17 protein-coding genes are annotated in these 20,001 nt (G+C 59.3%); 6 read left to right on the forward strand and 11 right to left on the reverse strand.

From position 1 onward, the window contains the following. Window positions 1-87 precede the first annotated feature (87 nt). The 3 genes from A0U92_RS10415 to A0U92_RS10425 all read right to left on the reverse strand — a co-directional run bounded on the left by A0U92_RS10415 (window position 88) and on the right by A0U92_RS10425 (window position 3,824). The gene (locus tag A0U92_RS10415) at window positions 88-2,184 is read right to left on the reverse strand and encodes a S9 family peptidase (protein ID WP_077813163.1); all 2,097 of its coding nucleotides are present in this window, start codon (window positions 2,182-2,184) and stop codon (window positions 88-90) included. A gap of 120 nt (window positions 2,185-2,304) precedes the next feature. Then, entirely contained in the window at window positions 2,305-2,637 is a 333-nt protein-coding gene (locus tag A0U92_RS10420; RefSeq protein WP_077813164.1) for a hypothetical protein, read from the reverse strand. 140 nt (window positions 2,638-2,777) lie between these two features. Then, on the reverse strand, window positions 2,778-3,824 hold the full coding sequence (locus A0U92_RS10425) for an aldo/keto reductase (protein ID WP_077813165.1): 1,047 nt from the start codon (window positions 3,822-3,824) through the stop codon (window positions 2,778-2,780). Window positions 3,825-4,193: 369 nt separating this feature from the next. Here A0U92_RS10425 and A0U92_RS10435 point away from each other — a divergent pair, with 369 nt between their 5' ends. Further along, window positions 4,194-5,408, forward strand: coding sequence for a glycosyltransferase family 87 protein (locus A0U92_RS10435; protein ID WP_077813167.1), 1,215 nt, complete (start codon window positions 4,194-4,196; stop codon window positions 5,406-5,408). A 101-nt stretch (window positions 5,409-5,509) separates the two neighbouring features. On the opposite strand, the gene trhO is transcribed toward A0U92_RS10435, so the two are convergent. Genes trhO through A0U92_RS10450 form a run of 3 tightly spaced genes read right to left on the reverse strand, consistent with a single transcriptional unit; the run spans window position 5,510 to window position 8,259 of the window. After that, complete coding sequence (gene trhO, locus A0U92_RS10440; RefSeq protein WP_077813168.1) at window positions 5,510-6,469, reverse strand: oxygen-dependent tRNA uridine(34) hydroxylase TrhO; 960 nt, start codon at window positions 6,467-6,469, stop codon at window positions 5,510-5,512. Beyond that, window positions 6,456-7,280 carry an ABC transporter ATP-binding protein gene (locus A0U92_RS10445; RefSeq protein WP_077814384.1) on the reverse strand — a complete coding sequence of 275 codons (825 nt, stop codon included), beginning with the start codon at window positions 7,278-7,280 and terminating at the stop codon, window positions 6,456-6,458. The genes trhO and A0U92_RS10445 overlap by 14 nt, the downstream gene beginning before the upstream one ends. A 31-nt stretch (window positions 7,281-7,311) precedes the next feature. Beyond that, complete coding sequence (locus A0U92_RS10450; protein ID WP_149026443.1) at window positions 7,312-8,259, reverse strand: ABC transporter permease; 948 nt, start codon at window positions 8,257-8,259, stop codon at window positions 7,312-7,314. A 343-nt stretch (window positions 8,260-8,602) separates the two neighbouring features. Between A0U92_RS10450 and A0U92_RS10455 the strand changes: the two genes are divergently transcribed. Both A0U92_RS10455 and A0U92_RS10460 read left to right on the forward strand, forming a co-directional pair. Then, window positions 8,603-10,003 (forward strand): lytic transglycosylase domain-containing protein, encoded by a 1,401-nt coding sequence (locus tag A0U92_RS10455; protein ID WP_077813170.1) that lies wholly within the window; start codon window positions 8,603-8,605, stop codon window positions 10,001-10,003. Window positions 10,004-10,044: 41 nt separating this feature from the next. After that, window positions 10,045-10,596 carry a peroxiredoxin gene (locus A0U92_RS10460; protein ID WP_077813171.1) on the forward strand — a complete coding sequence of 184 codons (552 nt, stop codon included), beginning with the start codon at window positions 10,045-10,047 and terminating at the stop codon, window positions 10,594-10,596. Window positions 10,597-10,638: 42 nt separating this feature from the next. Here the strand turns inward: A0U92_RS10460 and A0U92_RS10465 are convergent, their stop codons facing one another. From A0U92_RS10465 to A0U92_RS10480, 4 genes are all read right to left on the reverse strand, one after another. Continuing rightward, a complete protein-coding gene (locus tag A0U92_RS10465; protein ID WP_077814385.1) occupies window positions 10,639-11,175 on the reverse strand; it encodes a hypothetical protein in 537 nt (178 codons plus the stop codon). A gap of 378 nt (window positions 11,176-11,553) precedes the next feature. Continuing rightward, the gene (gene hemW, locus A0U92_RS10470; RefSeq protein ID WP_149026545.1) at window positions 11,554-12,711 is read right to left on the reverse strand and encodes a radical SAM family heme chaperone HemW; all 1,158 of its coding nucleotides are present in this window, start codon (window positions 12,709-12,711) and stop codon (window positions 11,554-11,556) included. 8 nt (window positions 12,712-12,719) lie between these two features. Further along, window positions 12,720-14,714, reverse strand: a complete 1,995-nt coding sequence (locus A0U92_RS10475) for a potassium transporter Kup (RefSeq protein WP_077813173.1) — start codon at window positions 14,712-14,714, stop codon at window positions 12,720-12,722. 99 nt (window positions 14,715-14,813) lie between these two features. Continuing rightward, the gene (locus A0U92_RS10480) at window positions 14,814-15,503 is read right to left on the reverse strand and encodes a YggS family pyridoxal phosphate-dependent enzyme (protein ID WP_149026546.1); all 690 of its coding nucleotides are present in this window, start codon (window positions 15,501-15,503) and stop codon (window positions 14,814-14,816) included. Window positions 15,504-15,718: 215 nt separating this feature from the next. On the opposite strand from A0U92_RS10480, the gene A0U92_RS10485 reads away from it, so the two are divergent. Continuing rightward, window positions 15,719-16,591, forward strand: a complete 873-nt coding sequence (locus A0U92_RS10485; RefSeq protein WP_077813175.1) for a sulfotransferase family protein — start codon at window positions 15,719-15,721, stop codon at window positions 16,589-16,591. 4 nt (window positions 16,592-16,595) lie between these two features. On the opposite strand, the gene A0U92_RS10490 is transcribed toward A0U92_RS10485, so the two are convergent. After that, on the reverse strand, window positions 16,596-17,597 hold the full coding sequence (locus A0U92_RS10490; RefSeq protein WP_077813176.1) for a glycosyltransferase family 2 protein: 1,002 nt from the start codon (window positions 17,595-17,597) through the stop codon (window positions 16,596-16,598). Between the two features lie 190 nt (window positions 17,598-17,787). Between A0U92_RS10490 and hisG the strand changes: the two genes are divergently transcribed. Together hisG and hisD are read left to right on the forward strand one after the other, a co-directional pair. Beyond that, window positions 17,788-18,522, forward strand: a complete 735-nt coding sequence (gene hisG / locus A0U92_RS10495; RefSeq protein ID WP_077813177.1) for an ATP phosphoribosyltransferase — start codon at window positions 17,788-17,790, stop codon at window positions 18,520-18,522. 66 nt (window positions 18,523-18,588) lie between these two features. After that, window positions 18,589-19,881: a histidinol dehydrogenase gene (gene hisD, locus A0U92_RS10500; RefSeq protein WP_077813178.1), complete on the forward strand. Its 1,293-nt coding sequence runs from the start codon at window positions 18,589-18,591 to the stop codon at window positions 19,879-19,881. Window positions 19,882-20,001 lie beyond the last annotated feature (120 nt).

Raw genomic sequence — 20,001 nt, forward strand, 5'->3', positions numbered from 1 at the left:
TATATTCCCTCAAGCATTGCTCCACGGACAGGCCCATGGCGCAACCTGCGGACCTGATAGACGCCATGCCATGCGAGACCGATCCTGTCACGCTTCCGACTGTCGGCCACGCGCTTCCGCCCAGATGGCGAACGCATGAATCAGCGCTGCTTCATCAAGAGCCTTGAAGCGTCCCGACGCGCCGCCATGCCCTGCTTCCATGTTGATCCGAAGCAGAAGAGGATTGTCCGAAACAGAATGCTCACGGAGTTTCGCAATCCATTTGGCGGGTTCCCAGTAGGTCACACGGGGATCGGTCAGGCCACCGATCGCGAAGACTGCCGGGTAAGGCTTTGCGGCAATCTGGTCATAGGGTGAATAACCGGCAATGCGATCATAGGCTTTTTCGTCGACCAGCGGATTACCCCATTCCGGCCACTCAGGCGGCGTCAGCGGCAGGCTGTCGTCCGACATGGTGTTCAGCACGTCCACGAACGGCACAACGGCGATGATGCCTGCAAACAGGTCGGGACGCATGTTGGCGACCGCCCCCATCAGCAGACCGCCAGCGGACCGGCCATCCGCCACGATACGCCCGGCATCCGTCCAGCCCTGCTCGATCAGATGATCCGCACAGGCGACGAAATCCGTAAAAGTGTTCGTCTTGTGCTCGCCCCGCCCGCCGAGGAACCAGTCCCAGCCCTTTTCCGAACCGCCCCGGATATGCGCGATGGCATAGACCCAGCCGCGATCGACCAGACTCAGGTTGCGGGTCGAAAAGGTCGCATCAATGGAAATACCGTAGGAACCATACCCATAGAGCAGCATCGGCGCAGGCTGACCTTCCGGCGTGTCCCGGCGCCATAGCAGCGTAATCGGCACGAGTTCGCCGTCCGGCGCTCGGGCCATGAGACGCTTCGTCCGATAGTGCTCCGGATCGTGACCTGACGGCACGTCCTGCGTCTTCAGCAGATGCCGAATACGATCCTGCATGTCGTAGGAGAACCACTGCCGCGGCGTGGTCGGCGACTGGTAGGAATAGCGGAGTTCCGTCGTCGCGAATTCATAGGAACCATCGAGCGAGAGCGTGTAGGCGTCCTCGTCCGTCGCGATCTGGTGCCGTTCACTGGCCCTGTTTTCAATGACGATGACGATGTTCGCGTTCACCCGCTCGGTCCACACCAGATGACCGGAGAAGCAGATCGCTCCGGTGATGTAATGCCCTGGACGACAAGGCACATGCTCACGCCACGCCGAGCGGTCCCCCACGACCTCATCGGCCACCGTCATCAGCTTGAAATCGGTCGCCCCGTCCGCATTCGTGCGGATGACAAACCTGTCGCCCCAGTGCGACAGTTCATACATCAGCCCCTTTTCACGCCGGGCGACGCACACAGGAGACGCTTCAGGGTCAGCACCGGAGATGATCCAGTTCTCCGACGTGTCATGATCGTTGGTGCTTATGACAATCCATTTGCCGGAACGGGCGGCGCTCACTCCGACAAAGAAGCCTGAATCGGGCTCATCGTAGACCAGCACGTCATCGCCTGCTGTGAGCGCACGACGGTAGATCTTCACCGGACGACCGTTATCGTCCCGGCAGGTCCAGAAAATATAACGCGAGTCCGGAGAGAAGGTGAACTCGCCAGAACAGTTCGCGATCTCGACTGGCAGCATCTCGCCTGTGGTCAGGTCACGCACGCGGATGGTGTAAATCTCGGACCCCTGCGTGTCTTCCGCCCAGGCAAACAGCCGGTGATCGGGACTATGGGTCGCGCCTCGGGCTGCGTAATAGGGCTGATCCTTTGCCCGTGCGTCCGCATCAAGCAGCACTTCTTCCGTGTCCGGATGACCTTCCGCATGGCGCACGTAGCGGGGATACTGGGAACCGGCCTCATACCGGACGCCGTAGCGCCAGGTTCCATGCGGAAGCGGCGGGAAAGAGTCGTCTTCCTTGAGACGCCCCTTCATCTCGGCGACGATTTCATCCTGCAGCGCCTGCGTCGGCGCCAGCACGGCGTCAGAGTAGGCGTTTTCTGTCCGAAGATGGTCGGCAATATCCTGCCGCAGCAAGGCCGGATCACGCAGAACCGCCTGCCAGTTATCATCCTTCATCCACGCATAGTCATCCACACGGGTACGACCGAGCTGCTCGATACGGCGCGGTTTTTTGTGGGCAACAGGTGGTGCGGGGATTTCGGACATGCAGACGGCCTTCCAGTGACTACCAGAAGGCCATTCTTGCACAGGATCGCTGGACGAACACCCCGCCACCCGACAGGGTTCAGCCATGCGTTCGTCGAAAAGCGGCGCGGAATACTCCCGTCAGGAGTCTTTCAGCGCTTTCTCTTCCTCTTCACGGGTTCCGAACGGCACTTCCCGCCTGTCATCCCGCTCGTCCATGCTGCCACCGGGATTACCCAGATTTTCCTGAATCCTGGCGTTCTCGATCGGTTCGCCGTTCGGGGCCAACGGTACAGGAGACTCGACCGGAATTTCTCCGGCGTCAGGGTTGATCTCCATCCCGATCAGATCGCCCGCGGCTTCCACATATCCTTCCGGGCCACAGGTCGGCTTGCCGTCGGCAATCCACATTTCCCTGGCTTTGGCCTTGATTTTGGCGTCGCGCTGCGGCGAGTCTTCCAGTGGGTTTTCCATACCAAGCACTCCTCAAGCGGCTGTCACTGTGCGGAGAAATGACCGCATCCCGATCAGAACGACCTGTCGGGGAGTCAGTTTCAGCCCTGCCAGCATGTTAGGCCAGCCATTGCCGGAAGACACCCCCTTCAGAGGGCGGCTCAGGGAGCCGGATTATTGTGGACCTGATGAATGGCGTTGATCCTGCCTTCCAGCGCCGGCGTGATCTCCACATCCACAGACCCGAGAATGGTCTGCAACTGGGCTATGCTCGTCGCCCCGATGATGTTGGAGGTGACGAAGGACCGCGACGTCACAAACGCCACAGCAAGCTGCACCGGATCGATTCCAAATTCCTGCGCCAGAGCAAGATAGGCCCGGATGGCATCATCCACACCCGGCTTTTCATAGCGCTGCCCCCGGTCGAACAGGGTAGTGCGTGCACCAGCAGGTCGCGCACCATCCAGATACTTCCCTGTCAGATACCCCTGCGCCAAGGGGGAATAGGCCAGCAATCCCACCTGCTCCCGCAAGGCGAACTCGGCCAGACCCAGTTCAAATGTCCGGTTGATCAGATTGTAGGCGTTCTGAATCGACACCACTCTCGGCTTGCCCTGACGCGAAGCCTCCAGACATTTGGCAACGCCCCATGAGGTTTCATTCGACAGACCGACATGCCGGATTTTTCCTTCCGCCACGAGGTCGCCCAGCACACCCAGCGTTTCCTCAAGAGGCACTTCATCATCAACAGGCGGTTTTTCGAATGTCGTGCCGCCCGCACCAAACAGATTGACCCGACGGTCAGGCCAGTGAAGCTGGTAGAGATCGACATAATCCGTGCCGAGCCGCTTCAGGGAGCCTTCCAGCGCATAACGGATCTGACGCGGCGTGAGACGGGTTTCCTCGCCAGAAGGACGGAACCACTCCATCGGGCTGCGACCAACGACCTTGGTGGCAAGAACGATCTGGTCACGACGTCCGGTCTTTGCCAGCCAGCTACCCACAATCCGTTCCGTGGCGCCGAATGTCTCGGCCCGGGGCGGGATGGAATAGAGTTCAGCCGTATCGATGAAATTGATGCCTTTTTCGATCGCAAGATCAAGCTGGGCATGGCCTTCCGCTTCCGTGTTCTGCTGACCGAATGTCATCGTGCCGAGACAGATTTCACTGACGAGGATGCCAGTTCGACCGAGTTCGCGTTGTTTCATGCTGCCTGTCTCCTGTCCGGATGAGTTCCGGGCAGGAGATAAGCAGTGCTTTGGTAATCATCGCAAGTGAGGTTGATGATTTTTGCCGTCAAATTATTGAACGGCGTCAATTGAAAAAATTTCAATCCTTGATGCAGGGATCAGCAGACAGTTTCGCTCACCAGAGTCGGTCGTCCCCCAGATGACAGGCTTCCGGATGTCTATGAAACGTTCTCACGCACGCCCCAGGCATAAACCTCTTCCTCAAGAACAATAGGATTGTCCCCACCACCCACAATCTGCCCGCTTCTTCCGCCATCGTCTGACTGCTGATCTCACAACGCTGAAACAATAGCGTTTGCTTCATGTTTTGCGGATAGCCTGAAGTCTATGACCGCCTCTGCGCCCTCAAGAAAACGATCAGCCGATCACCTGTTTTTTCTGGTCTGGTTCTGTGTCCGGGTCTGGGTGATCTGTTCATGCAGCATCCTCATTACCCACGGCCTGTCAGAACTCCATGCCGGATGGACCGATGGCGCAGGACATCCGTTCTGCGAGGATTTCCTGAACCTCTGGTCGGCAGGCTTCCTGCTGCTGCACGATCATCTGATGGTTGCTTACAATTTCGAGGCATTTCACCATTTTCAGACCAGTATCGTTCATCACGACATCAATCTTTATCACTATAGTTATCCGCCCGTCACGGCATTGCTCAGCCTTCCTTTCAGCCTCTTTCCCTACCCCGTGGCGTGCGTCCTGTGGCAGGGCGGAGGATGGTTTGCATTCGCTCTTGTTTTGAGGCGGATCTTCCCGAAACACTGGTGCCTGCTTGCGCTCGCATGGCCGGCTGTTTTCGTAAACACCCTGTCAGGGCAAACCGGTTGCTGGATGGCCGCGATCATGGGCCATGCACTCATCGCTCTTCAGGACGGTCGAAAAATACAGGCAGGTCTCCTGTTCGCGCTGCTTGTCGCAAAACCGCAACTTGGGTGGATCGTGCCGCTTGCTCTTCTGAGCGGAAGAGAGTGGAAAACACTATTCACCATGGCTATGGGCAGTCTCGGCCTTCTGGCCATGAGCATCATGACCTCAGGTGTTCAGCCCTGGCTGGCATGGCATGAAAGACTGGGCATTCTCCGACGATACATTCTCGAAGACGGGTCCGGTGTCATGCAGCGCATGATGTCGGTCTTCGTGCTGGTGCGTCATGCAGGCGCAGACGTGACTACGGCATGGCTGATGCAAAGTGTCGCGACACTGATCAGTGTCGTCCTCCTCATGCTCGTCTGGAGCAAGGCACGCGAAAACAACATATCTTTTCCGGCAAAGGCATCAGCTCTGATTTTCGCCATGCTGACAGCAACGCCGTATGTCAGCGATTATGACTGCGTCGTTCTGGCATTTCCCTGCATCTGGCTCTGGCCTCTCGCCGACCGGGGCGGGCGGTTTATTCTGGGGCTGGCCGCCCTCTCGCCCATCATGGCGGCAGGGATCGCTCTTGGAACCGGCATTCCACTGGCTGCTGTTTTTCTGTGGGCCGGGTTTCTCTGGGCGGTAATCCGCGTTGTTCGGCGGGATCCCGTCCCGGCATCACTCAAGCAGTGAAGTTCTGGATCCTTGACGATAACGAAAGCCACTGCTTCTGAAGCTTGCTGAAAAAAGCTTCACCAAAACTTTTATACACCCAGCAGTTTTGAGTCGTTACCCTACTCAGCCGGTCCCAGATGGTGCGTGCCGCGCTGGGCAGCCAGACGGCTCTGATGCTCGCGGTCAGCATAACGACGACGCTGAGCCTCTGTACGCTCGTCATGACAGGCGGGACAACTGACCCCTTCTTCATAAAGCGGTGAAGCCTTGTCCTCATCACTGACCGGACGGCGACAGGCATGGCACACGGAATAGCGCCCCTGTTCAAGTCCGTGTTTCACCGTCACGCGCTGGTCGAAAACAAAGCACTCACCTTCCCAAAGACTTTCATTCTCCGGGACAGTTTCAAGATATTTCAGAATCCCGCCTTTGAGATGAAAGACATCCTCCACACCTTCCGCCCTGGCGAAAGCCGTGGATTTCTCGCACCGGATGCCCCCTGTGCAGAACATGGCCACTTTGGGCTTGCGACCCTGTGCGACGAGTTCATCCCGTTTTGCGCGGAACCAGTCCGGAAACTCGCGGAACGTCGCAATCTGCGGGTCGATCGCGCCATGAAACGTGCCGACCGCCACCTCGTAATCATTGCGGGTGTCGATAACGATCGTATCCGGATCGGAAATCAGGCCGTTCCAGTCAGCGGGATCAACATAGGTTCCCACAATGGCGAGAGGATCGACACCCGGCACGCCCATGGTGACGATCTCTTTCTTGACGCGCACCTTCATCCGCAGAAACGGCAGTTCAGCGGCGCGGGATTCCTTGATTTCCAGATCGGCGCAGCCCGGCAGGACGCGGATATGCTCCAGCACCCTGTCCATGGCCTCGTCACTGCCAGCAATCGTCCCGTTGATGCCTTCATGCGCGAGGAGCAGGATGCCCCGAATACCCAACGAACAGCACAGTTTCGCCAGAGGCCCACGGATCGCCTCACAATCCTCGAACGGCGTGAAGCGATAGAGCGCCACAACCCGGACAGGCAGCGTGGTTTCGGTCAGATTATGATCAGACATGAGCATTCATCGCTTCCGCATAAGCCTTCAGCACGTCAGAGGCCGGGCCGTCCATTTTCACACGTCCGCCTTCAAGCCAGACAATCCGCGAGCACCATTCTTCAAGAACGGGCAGCGAATGGGACGTGATGACCAGAATTTCCGCCCCGTCCACGACATTGGCGAGACGCGCGCGGGCCTTGTCCTGAAACCGCGCGTCTCCTGCCATGAACCATTCATCCATCAGCAGGATCTGCGGCGCAATCGCCGTCGCCAGTCCAAAACCGAGACGAATGGCCATGCCTGATGAGTAAAGCTTCAGGGGCAGGTCCATGAATTCGCCAAGCTCTGCAAACGCTTCCACATCCTGTTCAAGCTGCTTGAGCTGCGCGGACCGGAGCGCCTTGTGCTGCGCCAGCAGGTAGATGTTTTCACGCCCTGTCAGAGCGGGGTTCATCCCGGAATTGGTGTCGATCAGTGTCTCGACCGAACCCCTTACCGTCACCATGCCGGGCTGCGCGAGATAGATCCCGCCAAGCACACGCAGGAGCGTGGACTTTCCTGCCCCGTTATGTCCGACCAGCCCAACCCGTTCCCCGCTGCGTATTGTCAGGGACAGGTCGCTGATCGCCCGCACCTCAAGCACACCGGGCGTGTTCTCGCTCATGCGGACTTCGCCACCCGCGCGCGTGCCGCGCCGCAGATCGAGCGGACGCTTCACCTTCCCGAACAGGCTTTTCTTGAGGGAACGCGCCCCTCCGTGGAAGATCGGGAAGTCGAGCGTCAGGTGGTCAAGCCGAATGAGAGCCTTTGACTGCCCCGACTTCTTGCCGGTCATGGCTGGAACGGATGCGGAAACTGTCACGTCGTCAGATCCAGAAGGCGAGTTGCGCCCGTGAGCGCGAAAACACAAAAAGACTACTGATCCAGAGCAGAACACTCAATCCGATTGCGACACTCCACACAAGCAGGGACGGCATATCCCCCGTCAGGGGCTGACGCACGATTTCGAGCAACGAATAGAAGGGGTTGAAAATCAGCCACCATCCTTTTTCGCCTAATTGCCTGCCGTTCCAGATAATCGGCGTCACATAGAACGCGACCTGCACGACACTGGCCACAATCGGCGGAATGTCGCGATAGCGGGCGGCAACCGAGCCCAGCAGCAGGCAGAAGGCGAAGGCGTTCACCGCCCAGATGAGCAGCCCCGGCAGCGCCAGCAGGGCGACCGGTCCCGGCAGCAGCCCGAAGATCACATAGACCCCGACAGGCACAACGATATTGTAGGCGAACATCGCGCCGTTGCGGACCAGCACACGGAAGGCCTGTAGCGAAAACGGCAGGCGGGTCGCCCGGATGGAACTCGCCGCACTGATGAAGCAGGTGCAGGCGTCCTGCGTCACCCCCGCAATCCCGATCTGCCAGAGAATCATGGAGATCGCGAGGTAGGGCAGATAATCCTTCAGAACGATATGGAAGAGATTGCTATAAATCCCTCCCATCGAGCCGATCATCACCGCAGTGCCAAGCGTGAGCCAGAGCGGCCCCACCCGGGATCCGCGAAACTGAAGCTTGATGTCCAGCCAGCCGAGAGAGACGGCCAGACGCCAGAGGCGCAGCCCTTCTCCGATATCCATCAGGGCCAGCATCAAGGAGGAGCGCTGGACAGTATCCTCATTATCGGGATCGTCCCGCCATTCGTCATCGCCATCCGTATCGGCGAGCACCCCGCCCCGCAGCGAAGGCGCATGCTTCATACTCTCCTGTATGGAGAGTGTGGGTGTCACAGCAGGAATCTGGCCGGTCGAGGCAGTCATGGTCCGACCGCGTAGCCCATCCGGCCCTCCGGCGGCAACTCCCGCGGCTGACAAGCCTTTCAAATTCACGCTGATATCGGCTTTGCCTGCCGATTGAAAAGACGACTCCACACCGCCACGATAACGTCACAATTCGCAGCCAGAGGAGAAATGCCCGGTACAGGGCTCGCGTGCAGGCAGATAAATCGCGTGCATCCTGCCGCATTGAGGGTTATTCCTGCCTTTTGAAACAGAGGGTAGAAAGGGGAGAGACGCTTTGCGGACCGGGAAAGAGATACCGATGGACCATGAGTCAGGGCTTCCTCCGCGTCACGCCGTAACATCCGGACCAACGTCTGCTCCCATGACCAAAACAAAGCGCAGGTTTCCCCGTATCGCTCGCAATTTCCAGGCTCCGGCCATTCTTGGCCTGCTGGCGCTGCTGTCCGCCTGCGCCAATCAGGGACCGCAATCCGACATGCAGATCCCCATCGCGCAGGAAGAAGCGCGATACCGGGCTCACGCGAAATCCTATTACGCGCCTCCGGGTTCCAGCGATGATCCGTGGGGGCCCTACATCACAGAAGCGTCCCAGCGTTTTGACGTTCCGGAAATCTGGATTCGCAGCGTGATCCAGCGCGAGTCCGGCGGCCGCCTCTTCCATAATGGCGAACTGGTAACGTCCGCACCGGGCGCCATGGGGCTGATGCAACTGATGCCGCCGACATACGACGCCATGCGCGGCCAGTATAATCTCGGCGACGATCCTTATGATCCGCACGACAACATACTCGCGGGAACAGGCTACATCCGGCAGATGTACGACATCTACGGATCACCGGGCTTCCTCGCGGCCTATAACGCAGGCCCCGGTCGCCTTGAAGATTTCATATCCCGCAACCGGACCCTGCCGCGTGAAACCCGCAATTATGTCTCCGCCATCGGGCGTGAAATTGCCGGAATTTACCCGAGCAACCGCTCACAGGCGGATCTTCTCGTCGCCAGCCATACGTCCGGCCAGAATGCGGAATATGCCGCGGCCGCCCTGCCGACAGGAACGGCTGCCAATATCCGTAACGCCTGGGCACAGCGCAGCAGCGGCAACACGCAACCAGTGGAAGTCGCGCAGGCGCCAGCCTCTTCGGCGGAAGACACGACTCCTGTCATGCAGACGCCAAGCTACATCCGTCAGATGGCTCCGATTTCAAGCAGCAGCACGTCTCCTCAATCTGTCAGCTCGGTCTGGGCAGCCCGCATGAAATCCGGTGACGCCGCTCAGGAAACATCGACCACACAGGACGAACCACAGGCTCTGGCAACCCCGACTTCCGCCGAGCCACCTGTCGTCATCAATGACAGCGCAATGCCGGTCGCACACCAGACCCGCACCAGCAGCCGGTTCGTGTCTCCGGTGACGTCCACACTCTCCACATCTTCTGCCCGCACACTCGACACAGCTAACAGCCGTCGCGTCACAGCGCTGGCGCCGGAGAGTCCGACAGTCGCCAGTTCACGGGCATGGGCCATTCAGGTCGGCGCCTTCAGTTCTCCCTCTCTGGCTCAGGCCGCCACGAGCCGGGCCCGCACCAAGGCAGGCACGGACCTGTCCACCGCCAGAACCCAGATCGCCAGTGTCCGCCTGGCAAGAGGCCAGATTTACCGTGCCCGTCTGACAGGGCTATCCCGTTCCGAGGCTACAGCCGCCTGTCATCGCATTGACATCGGGTCGGCCAACTGTGTGGTCGTCTCACCTGAAGGCATCTGATCACAGCACCACGAAGCTCCCCTTTACCGGCAGGACCGATCATGACGACCATCCGACAGCTTTTTGCTCTGATCGTAGCGACCGGTCTCACGCTTTCCACGCAGGCGCACGCTGCGCTGCCGCCGGGTGACAAGGCGCCTGATTTCACCCTTCCGGCCAGTCTCGCAGGACATGGGTTCAGCTTCTCCCTGAAGGAAGCGCTGAAGAAAGGCCCTGTGGTTCTGTATTTCTATCCTGCCGCCTTCACACCCGGCTGCACGATTGAAGCCCATGACTTCGCGGAGGCCATGGACCAGTTCCATGATCTGAACGCGACCGTCATCGGCGTCTCGATGGACCAGCTGGACACGCTGAAAAAATTCTCGGTCAGTGAATGTCGCAGCCGCTTTGCCGTCGCCGCAGACGAGAGCGGTTCCGTATCCCGCCTCTACGATGCAAGACTGTCCAGTGGCGTCCATGCGGCGCGGGTGTCTTACGTCATAACACCTGACGACAGAATTCTGATGAGCTATGAAAATCGCTCGCCTGACGAGCACGTCGCTCAGGCCCTCATGGCGCTTCAGAAATGGAAGGCTGGGTCATCCCGACACTGAGACCACCCTCAACCCTGAAAGTCACCCGTAGGGAAGAGACTGTCACTCGGTTCCCCACTGAACTTTCCTGAGAAACCACTGCAGCTCAAGGACGCTGGTCAGACGGGCGCCTTTCTCCGTGTCGATCAGTGCGCCTGTACGGCTGCGAGGCTCTATCAGCCCCCATTTCACCAGATCACCACGGATCTTGGCGTCGTCATAGTCGTAGCCTTCACGCACGACTTCTTTCAGCCGCTCAACAATCGTGGCGAGGAGAGTGAGGTCAGAGGCATGACGGGCCAACATGCTGCGCCTCACTTCGGCCACTGCCTGCATGGCGACACGTGGCACCTCTCCTTCCTGCACGAGCGGCGTGATCGTGTAACCGAGATTGAGGTAACGGTCAGGATAGTCAGTCGTGAGCCACTTCTCACGTCCTGCGGCCTCGACAAGCCACGCTTCCACCTTGGCGTCGACCTGAGGCAGAGCAAAAGTCCCATTCAGAACTTCATCCGGCGCCCGTGAGGCCATTCGCCCGGCAGTCTCTCCTTCCCTGGAAGAATACTGTTCTGTCCGGTCTTCAGGCACATCCTTGTTCAACAGGATCTTGCTCCTCCGCAGGCACCTCAAAGGCAGTTCATTGCCGAGGTTATCATTGCTCGGACAGACCATCTGCCAGAACAACAGGACAAACCATTTTCCACGAAACACCTTACAGGGGAAAATAGCCCAGTCACATTTTTCAGACGATTATTCGCGTCTCAACCCATAGTCCACTTCTGTTGTCCGCCATAAGACCAGCCCGTCATGACCCTAGAGCAGATTCCGCGCAATGGAAATCAATTGAACGCGTGAAGAGGCTCTGAAAACAATAGATTAAGAGCGTTTTCCCTTAATACTGCACACGGCGTAATGACCCTGACAGTCCAACGTTTTACAGGCAATCGAACTCACAAAGACCGGTCATCATCCGGTCCGTTAAAGCACCAGCCGCGGCAGAATCGCTTCCAGTCTCATACGGCCTGAAGGCGTCGCCACCAGCCCTCCTCTGGAAAGCCGCCGCAGATACCCTTCCTCAAGGCACAGTTGCAGCACGTCGCCATCGAGAGCATCGGCAAAAGCACAGCCAGTACGCGCCTCAAACGCGGTGCTGGGGACACCCTCCGCCAGCCTCAGCCCCATCAGCAGCATCTCCCGTGAGCGATCCAGCCTGTCCAACGGATCAGCACTCGTTTCGCCTGAGCCGGTCTGTTCGACCTTTTCAGCCCATATCTCCGGCGCACGATGCCGACGCGTCGCCAGCAACTGCCCGTCGAGCGTCAGCCGCCCATGCGCCCCCGCACCGATGCCGAGATAATCCCCATAGCGCCAGTAGGTCAGATTATGGCGACTCTCCGCGCCCGGCACCGCGTAATTGGAGACTTCGTAAGCCGACAGACCATGTCCTGCCGCCACGTCCGTCGTGTCGTCATAAAGCGCCGCCGCCAGTTCCTCGTCGGGCAGAACCAGCTTTCCCTGACGAAACAGCCCTTCGAACTTTGTGCCGCCCTCGATGGTCAACTGGTAGAGCGAGACATGGTCCGCGACGAGATCAAGCGCCTGAGCCAACTCGGCGCGCCAGTCCTCCCGCGACTGCCCCGGACGCGCATAGATCAGGTCAAATGTGACACGGGGGAAAATGCGCCTCGCCATTTCCAGCGCCTGCACGGCCTGCCCAGCAGAATGCTCACGTCCCAGCATCTTCAGGGCGTCGTCTCGTAAGGACTGCACACCCAGCGAGACCCGGTTTACACCGGCATCACGAAATCCCTGCAAGCGGCCCACTTCCACACTGGTCGGATTGGCTTCCAGCGTGATCTCGATGTTCGGGTCCGCATCAAACAGCGTCCGCGCATCGCTGATCAGCGCCGCCACGCCTTCCGGCGGCATGAGAGAGGGTGTCCCTCCCCCGAAAAAGATCGACGTCAGGGACCGACGCCCCAGACGGGCCGCCTCATGCGCCAGCTCTTTTCGCAAAGCCGCAACGAAGCGCTCGGACGGGATACGCTCCCGCACATGACTGTTGAAGTCACAGTACGGACATTTGGCCAGACAGAATGGCCAGTGGATATAAAGCGCAAGAGAAGAAGAGTTTATCACAGGTCTCAGATGGCGACCTTCACGCCAAGCTCGACAACGCGGTCCATCGGAATCCGGAAGAATTCGGTGGCCGGCGTGGCGTTACGCGCCATGAACATGAACACCGCCATCCGCCAGCGCGCCATCTTCGGCACAGAGGAGCGTGCGATCAGCTCGCGCGAGATGAAGTAGGAGGCCAGCGACGGATCGAAATCGATGCCGTTGGATTTCAGCTCTTCCAGCGCCCGCGGAATGTTCGGGGTTTCCATGAAACCGTAACGCAGGATCACCCTGTAGATATCATGCGCCAGTTCCTCGACCATCACACGGTGGCCTCGATCGGCTTCAGGCTGGTCAAGGTTCTGGATGGTCACGAACAGCACATGGTCGTGCAGGACCTTGTTATGCTTGAGGTTGTGCAGCAGGCATGGCGGCACGAAGTCCGGCGTGGCGGTCAGGAACACGGCCATGCCCGGCACACGCACGGTACGGGACTGCGGCAGACGGGCGATGAACGAGCCCATCGGCAGGCTGTCCTGTCCCTGTCGCGCAATGATGAGGCTACGACCGCGTTTCCAGGTCGTCATCATCAGGGTGAGCACACAGCCCAGCATCAGCGGCACCCAGCCGCCATCCGGTATTTTCAGCGCGTTGGCCGAAAAGAACGTCATATCAATGAGCAGGAACGGAATGAACGTGGCGTAGACCGCCTGCGCCGACCAATTGAAATGCTTGCGGAACACGATGAAGCACAGAAACGTCGTGCAGATGAAGGTCCCCGTAACCGCAATGCCGTAAGCGGCGGCCAGCGCATCGGAACTCCGGAACGCCACCACCAGCAGGATCGCACCCACCATCAGAAAGCGGTTGAAGTCGGGAAGATAGATCTGCCCCTCTTCCTCGGCGTTCGTGTGCACAATGCGCATACGTGGCAGATAGCCAAGCTGGATAAGCTGCCTGCACACCTGAAAGCCGCCGGAAATTCCGGCCTGACTGGCAATGACGGTCGCACAGGTAGCGAGAATGACCAGCGGCATCTGCATGGAATGCGGAGCCAGCATGAAGAACGGGTTCGCGAGCGCCGCAGGGTCCGCCATCACCAGCGCGCCCTGCCCGAAATAGTTCAGCACCAGCATCGGCAGAACAAAGAACAGCCACGCATAACGGATCGGCTGACGGCCGAAATGGCCCATGTCTGCATACAGCGCCTCGGCGCCTGTCACGCAGAGCACGACGGAACCAAGCGCCATGAACGACAGCGTGCCGTGATGGATGACGAACTGGATGGCGTAGAGTGGGGAGATGGCGAACAGCACGGCCGGATGATGCAGGATCTCAAAAAGACCCATCACACCGAGAGATCCGAACCACAGCAGCATGATCGGTCCGAAGATGGCCCCCACCTTGCCCGTGCCAACCCACTGGACACTGAACAGACCAATGATCACCGCGATGGCCATGGGGATGATGAATTCCTGCGCGGCAGGAAAGCTCACCTCCACACCTTCAATCGCCGAAAGGACCGAGATCGCGGGTGTTATGATGCCGTCACCAAAGAACAGGCAGGCTCCGACAATGCCGATCAGCCCCAGAATGACGCGCATCCTGCTGCTGGCCGCAGCGCGCTGGGCAAGCGAGGTCAGAGCGAGAATACCACCTTCCCCATTATGGTCGGCCCGCATCACGAGGAGGACATATTTGACCGTCACGACGATGATGAGCGTCCAGAAGATCAGGCTTTCAATGCCCAGAACTTCTGCGTTCTGCACCGGATGGTGGCCGGAGACGACTTCGATGGTGGAGCGCAGTGCGTAGAGCGGGCTGGTGCCGATATCGCCATACACCACGCCCAGCACGCCAAGAAGCGCCGCAAAACCAACGGGCGGAGCCTCATGCTGAGGCTGATCCGCACCGAATTCCGTCACTTTCGGGGTCTTGCGGGCGGATGCCCCCCCGTCCTTATCCGCAGCAGCGGGCGGTAGCGCACCGTGGCTGTCAGCCGATGTCTCGTGTCCGGTCATTCTTCGCGTTGCACTCCCTTACGCGGGCCCTTGCGCGGGCTTTCACACTGAGAAATCCGCGTTCTCGGAAAATCGTTGCCGGAGACTTACCGGCTCCGGTCAGCCTGCCGCAACCCCTGAGGGTCTCGCACCGAAAATGGCTGTCCCCACACGCACCAGTGTCGCGCCCTCGGCAATTGCCTGCGGATAGTCCGCCGACATCCCCATCGACCGCACAGGCAGGCCGTGCTGATCGGCCAGCGACCGCAGAAAACGGAAATGCGGGACAGGATCCTCACCGGCTGGCGGAATACACATCAGCCCACGCAGTTTCTCTCCGAACCGCGCCCGACTCTGGCGAATAAATTCATCGGCGTTTTCACGAAGAACGCCGAATTTCTGCGGCTCATCACCCGTATTCACCTCGATCAGAAGATCTGGCATGCGACCTTCCTGATCCGCTGCTTTCGCCAGCGCGTCTGAAAGAGACGGTCGGTCGAGGCTTTCGATCACATCCGCAATCCGCACGGCCTCCCGCGCCTTGTTGGTCTGAAGGCCGCCGATGAGATGAAGGCGAAGATCAGGGTACTGCTCACGGAAGGAGGGGAATTTTTCCGCTGCCTCCTGCACCCGGTTCTCACCGAAGACTCTCTGGCCAGCGAGGAGGGCGGCCTCCACTGCGGCAGCCGGATGAAACTTGGATACAGCGACCAGCGTGACAGCATCAGCAGGTCGTCCAGCGTCCTGAACCGCTTTTTCGATCTGCGTGCGGACATCACGCAAGGCCCTGCTGATATCCGAAGCAACCATTTCGACCAGCGGTCCGTCAGAGTGTGGGTGTGTCATGACCTGCACCTTGCTCTTTTGTCATGTCCGGTCAAGAGATCGCGATGCCTGACACCAAAGCATCAGGCGCACCATCCTGCACGGCCAGAGCATACAAGACATAAACCTGTAACACGCAGGAAGGATATTATACCAAACCTTCTGATTGGCGCTCGTTTGAAGCCAGGATGTATTGATTCATGCAGCAGTCCGACCGCGAAAAACGGGTCATTGTGATTCTTGGCGCACGAAGTGGCACCTCCGCCCTCAGTGGAACATTGTCATTACTTGGGGCCGGCCTGCCGCAAAACCTGATGCAGGCCAACTGGGCCAACCCGAAAGGCTATTTCGAACCGCAGGACATAGCAGAACTGCACGACGAGATTCTCGCCTCGGTCGGAAGCTCATGGTCCGACTGGCGGGAGTTTCCACGGGACTGGTTCCGCTCCGAAGCCGCCGCTCACTATACGGCAAGGCTGACAGCAATGTTCCTCGAAGATTACCGTAATGCTTCAGGACTCTGTATTCTCAAGGAACCACGCATCTGCCGCCTGCTCCCCCTGTGGGCGGAAGTCTTTCAGACAGCAGGCGTCGCGCCTCTCTTCTGCTTCATAGACCGGGCGCCGGATGAAGTGGCCGCCTCTCTGGCTGCCCGGGACGGGTCATCCATCGAGCAGGGGCTGCTCTATTATATCCGCAACCATATCGAATCAGAACGTGACACCCGGACTGCCCGACGTGTTTTCGTTCAGTACGATGCTCTCCTGAACGACTGGCGAGAGGGTGTCGGCAGGATCAACCAGGCCCTCGGCACGTCATTTCCACTCGAAAGCACTGCGGCCACGCAAGTGGATGATTTTCTCGAACGCAATCTCAGGAATCAGAATGCCGGACAAACGGAGCCCGCAGACTGGATCGGGAGCCTCGCATGCAAAATTCACAGGGCGTTCTCAACACTGACAACAGATCCTCATGATCCCGTGGGGCTTGCCTGTATGGACCATGCACGGGTTGCTTTCAGCATGCGCAGTGACGAAAGCAGAGCCCTTCAGAGTCTGCACGGCGGTCCCTGACACTTCAAGCCAGACGTCGCCCTTCTCCCATTCCGAAGGCGAGGTAATGGTAAAAGGCTTTCATACCTGACGAAGCGACATCAGGATAAAGTTCAAAATATTTTCCAGCGTCGAATATCCGGGTCTGCGTGATCCGGCCCTCTTCCACCTTCACCAGTTCGGCAAGGTCGGTCGGGGTCGCCGGTTCAGCCGGGAGCATCGTTCCAAAAAATTCCGAACAAACACCGATCGACCGGAAATGGTTCAGCGCGCCGGGAAAGCGTAAATAGACCCCGCTCTCAAAGCGTCCCAGATATTCCTCCGGGGTCATGAAGAAATATTCGATCAGGTGCATACCCGCGCCGGAAAAGCGTCTCAGCGCTTCATGATCCGTCACATCCACACGATCGCGCAGCTTGCGGGAAGCATGCTCCACCAGCATGTCGAACGGCTTGTGGTGCATGTGCAGATAGGCCAGCCGGGTTTCGACAAAGCCTTTCTCCACCCGCGACGTGATCGCATGGTAGCCGAGATCGACTTCTCCCACAGTTTTGCTGGCGACGAATTTCTTTGGAAAATCCATCGGCATGAAGCATCCGGGCACACCGGGCACATTGCCCGGACTGAACCGGATCTGCATCGTCCGCTTTTCCCCGACCAGTTCATCCAGACAGGCGTGAATCGCCGCTCTTGAACAGCTGAAACCGTCTTCCGTGTAGACGGAGAGAAATTCATCGCAATCGACCGGGATCGCAAAGTCGTAGTCTTCCGTGGCATCCCAGAATTCAATGATACGCCGGGCATATTCACCCTTCGCCTCGAAATCCTTCGCCTTGCCCAGTCCCCGGAAGACCTGGACGCCCGCCTTTTCATAGGTATCGAGGGTGGCGAGCACGGAAGGTTCGACAGAACCGTTATCCAGAACAACAAGGTTTTCGAAACCGAACAGGTATCCGTAGTGCCTGAACCACGCTTCCAGCAGCAGGGTTTCATCCCGCTGCATCATCACACATTTCACACGCGCCATTCGCGCAGCACCCCGTCCGGCATTCACTGAAAGCGCACCCTACAGTCCGTCTGGTTAAAACTCTATTCTTCCCGAAACGGACAGTTTTGGCGGAGTGTTCACTCTATGGTAAACGCCGCATCGACCTTACACAAAAGCCGCCTCCTCGCGGCCTGAACCCGGCATCCGGCCGGGCGACCCGGAGCATCACATGAATCTCGACCGGACTACGGACCTCGCAGCGAACGCCCCCGTCAACAGGGACGAGACGACGCATGCGGCCCACCATCCGGACGACAGGCTGGTGCTGGCGCTCCCCAAGGGCCGCATTCTGAAAAGTGCAGGCCCCCTTCTGAAAAAGGCGGGTATCATCCCCTCCTCGGACTGTCTGGACGAGAGCAGCCGCCGCCTGCGCTTCACCACCAATGACCCGAACCTCGACGTCGTGCGCGTGCGCTCCTTCGACGTGGCGACCTTCGTGGCGCAGGGCGGCGCGCATCTTGGCATCTGTGGAGCCGATGTCATCATGGAGTTCGATTACCCGGAACTCTACGCACCGCTGGATCTGGGTATTGGCGGCTGCCGCGTCTCCGTGGCGCAACCGGTGTCCGACTCTCTGGACGAAGAAGCCGGTCGCCTGTCGGAAATCCGCGTCGCCACAAAATATCCCTCCATCACACGTCGCCATTTCGCCGCGCGTGGCATCAACGCTGACATCGTGCATCTGCATGGCGCCATGGAACTGGCCCCGATGCTTGGCCTGTCCCGCGTGATTGTCGATCTGGTCGATACGGGCTCCACCCTGCGCGCCAACGGCCTGCGCGAAGTGGAGACGATTGCCCACATCACGAGCCGTCTGGTCGTCAACCGCACGGTGATGAAGACACGTCCGCAGGAAATAGCGCGTCTGATCGCGAATTTCCGCGATGCTCTGGCGACACCCTGATCCCTTCGGTCTCCTGACCTGATTTCATCCGGCCCGATCTGAACGGGCAAAAAGACAGAGAGCATCATGAAACGCCTTGATACACGCTCCGCCGACTTTGAAGCCGGTTTTGTCGCATTGCTGGCCGATCGCGAGACGGAAAGCGGCCGTGTCGACAAACCCGTCGCCGCCATTCTGGAAGATGTCCGCACCCGTGGCGACGCCGCCGTCTGCGAACTGACGTCAAGATTCGACAGGCTGCCCCTGACGCCAGAGCACATGCGTATTACCGCGGAAGAAATCGACGCCGAGACGGCGAAAGTCCCGCAGGACCGGATCGACGCGCTGAATGTGGCCGCCTCCCGTATCGAAGCTTTCCACCGCGCCCAGTTGCCGAAGGACATGGAATTCATCGACGCTGACGGCGTGACGCTCGGCCAGCGCTGGAACGCGCTCGACGCCGTGGGTCTCTACGTTCCCGGCGGGAAGGCGGCCTACCCCTCTTCCGTGCTGATGAACGCCATTCCGGCCCATGTGGCGGGCGTGGAGCGTCTGGCCATGTGCGTGCCTACACCCGACGGCGTGCTGAACCCGCTGGTTCTGGCGGCGGCCAAACGCGCCGGTGTGACCGAAATTTACCGGATCGGCGGCGCACAGGCCGTCGGCGCCATGGCGTTCGGCACGGAAACGATCCGTCCCGTGGACCGCATCGTCGGCCCCGGCAACGCCTATGTCGCGGAAGCCAAGCGGCAGGTGTTCGGGCGTGTCGGAATCGACAGCATCGCCGGTCCTTCGGAAGTCGTGGTGGTCGCTGACAACCAGAACAATCCGCGCCTTGTCGCGCTGGACCTGATGGCGCAGGCCGAACATGATGAACTGGCGCAGTCGATTCTGATTACAGACGATGCCGCCTTTGGTGACGCCGTGGCCGCTGCCGTGGAAACGGAGCTGAAAACGCTGACCCGCTCGGCCATCGCCTCCGTGAGCTGGCGCGATTTCGGAGCGGTCATCACCGTCGCCGACTGGGATGAAGCCGCGAAACTGGTGGACCGGATTGCGCCCGAGCATCTTGAGCTGATGCTGGACGATCCAAAAGCGATGTTTGCGAAAGTGCGTCACGCCGGAGCCGCGTTCCTCGGACGCTTCTGCCCGGAAGCGGTCGGCGATTATGTCGGCGGTCCGAACCATGTCCTGCCGACTTCGCGCACGGCGCGGTTCGCCTCTGGTCTTTCCGTTTATGACTTTCTCAAGCGGACGACTTACATCGCCGCAGACAAGGAAGCGCTACAAAAAATCGGGCCGGCAGGCGTCACACTGGCGAATGCGGAAGGTCTTGAGGCCCACGCGCTGAGTATTTCGGCCCGCCTCGGCAATTCGTGACTCGGCAAAAATCAGCCAGAACTTGACCCGGAGGTTCAGGCGCGGTCATAAGACCGCCCTTGACCAGCTATTTCAAGCAACCGGGTTCACTACAGGGAAGCCGACAACCATATGAAGAGT

Source organism: Acetobacter aceti, from assembly GCF_002005445.1.
GTDB lineage: Bacteria > Pseudomonadota > Alphaproteobacteria > Acetobacterales > Acetobacteraceae > Acetobacter > Acetobacter aceti_B.